This window comes from Micromonospora sp. M51 (genome assembly GCF_018070305.1).
GTDB classification, from domain to species: domain Bacteria; phylum Actinomycetota; class Actinomycetes; order Mycobacteriales; family Micromonosporaceae; genus Micromonospora; species Micromonospora parva.
On the sequence record NZ_JAGPXZ010001004.1, the window covers coordinates 1 to 1858 of the forward strand.

Annotated in this window: 2 protein-coding genes; both read left to right on the forward strand. The window is 73.1% G+C overall.

Annotated features, from left to right (window positions below):
• A partial coding sequence (locus KBX53_RS31790; protein ID WP_210863503.1) for a BON domain-containing protein occupies positions 1-625 on the forward strand: 625 nt, incomplete at its 5' end.
• Positions 626-791: 166 nt separating this feature from the next.
• Complete coding sequence (locus tag KBX53_RS31795) at positions 792-1847, forward strand: glycosyltransferase family 4 protein (RefSeq protein WP_210863505.1); 1056 nt, start codon at positions 792-794, stop codon at positions 1845-1847.
• Positions 1848-1858: the final 11 nt, after the last annotated feature.

Below are 1858 nucleotides of genomic sequence, written 5' to 3' on the forward strand. Positions count from 1 at the left end.
CGTCCTGGCCGAGCTGGCCTGGGACGCCCAGCTGCAACCGAACGAGATCGGGGTGACCGTCGACCAGGGCGTGGTGACCCTGACCGGATTCGTGGACGGTGCCGCTCGCGGTTGGGCCGCGACCCGCTGTGCGCAGCGGGTTCGCGGCGTACGGGCGGTGGCCGACCAGATGGAGGTGCGGCTGCCCGGCACCCCCGGGCGTACCGACGCCGAGGTCGCCATCGCCGCCACCCGCGCCCTGGAGTGGGACAGTTTCGTGCCCGCCGAGCGGCTGGACGTGACAGTGGCCAACGGCTGGCTGATGCTGCGCGGCGAGGTCGAGTTCGGGTGGCAGCGGCGGGCCGCCGAGGCCGAGGTGCGTCGCCTCGACGGCATCCGGGGCATCACCAACCTGATCGAGGTACGACCCCCGGTGCCGCCGGCCGGCGAGCGGCTGCGGCAGGACGTCCAGCGGGCGTTGGCGCGCACCCTCGGCGGCGAGCGGGTGACCGTCGAGGTGGACGGCGACACGCTGGTCCTCGCCGGAGTGGTCCGGTCCTGGTGGGAACGCGACCAGGTGGAGCGGGTGGCGTGGTCCGCGCCCGGGGTGCGCTCGGTCCACGACCAGCTTCTGGTGGGCGGGTGATCGTCCGCCGTGTCCGGTTTACCGGGGACACCACGGGGGAACCCGCCGCCGACCGGCCCGACCGGCTTGACCGGCGGTGCCACCGCACCGGGGACCAACGGGAGGATTCGTGACCGTGAACCACCCGCCTGCGGGCCGCCCCGAGGAGCGGTCACTGCGCATCGCGATGGTGGTTCCGCCGTGGTTGTCCGTACCTCCGCCCGGTTACGGCGGCCTTGAGCAGGTCGTCGCCGCCCTGGTGGACGCGCTCTGCCGGCAGGGGCACGCGGTGACCCTCTTCGGTGCCGGCGATGACCACGGCACGGCAGCCGACGGCTTCGTCTCCACCGTCGCCGAGGTCCAGTACGAGCGGCTCGGCGAGTCACTGCCGGAGCTGGCTCACCTGGCCCGGGTGAAACGGCTGATCAGCGCTGCCGACTTCGACGTGATCCACGACCACACCACCATCGGCCCGCTGGTCGCCGGCCGCCGGGCCGTGCCGACGGTCGCGACAGTGCACGGAAACCCCGTGGGGGAGTACGGCGACGTGCTGAGCGACGTCGACGCGGGGGTCGCCCTGGTGGCGATCTCGCACGCCCAGCGCCGGCTGAACCCGAACCTGCAGTGGGCCGGGACGGTGCACAACGCGCTGGACATCCGCGGCTTTCCGCGTAAGCACACACCCGGCGCGGGGCCGGTGCTGTGGCTGGCCCGGTTCAGCCCGGACAAGGGCCCGGACACCGCCATCCAGGCGTGCCGGGCCGCCGGGTTGCCGCTGCTGCTGGCCGGCAAGTGCAACGAGCCGGCCGAGCGCCGCTACTACGAGCAGGTCGTCGCGCCGATGGTCGGCGACGATGTGACAGTCGTGCTCAACGCGGACCGCGCGACAACGCTGCGGATGCTGGTCGACGCCCGCTCCCTGATCATGCCGATTCAGTGGGACGAGCCGTTCGGCATGGTGATGCTGGAGGCGATGGCCACCGGCACACCGGTGGTCGCGCTCAACCGGGGTGCGGTGCCGGAGCTGGTCCGGCCGGGGCTGACCGGGCTCGTCGTCGAGCGGTCGGAGGATCTGCCCGCGGCGTTGCTCGCGGCGGAGCGACTCGACCCGGAGGACTGCGTGGCGCACGTCGCGCAGAACTTCTCGGTCGAGCGGATGGCGAGCGGCTACACCGAGGTCTATCGGCGCTTCGCCCTCGGTCGGCACGACGTCCGCGCACCGCTCCGGGTGCCGGTGCGCTGACCCGGCCTGAC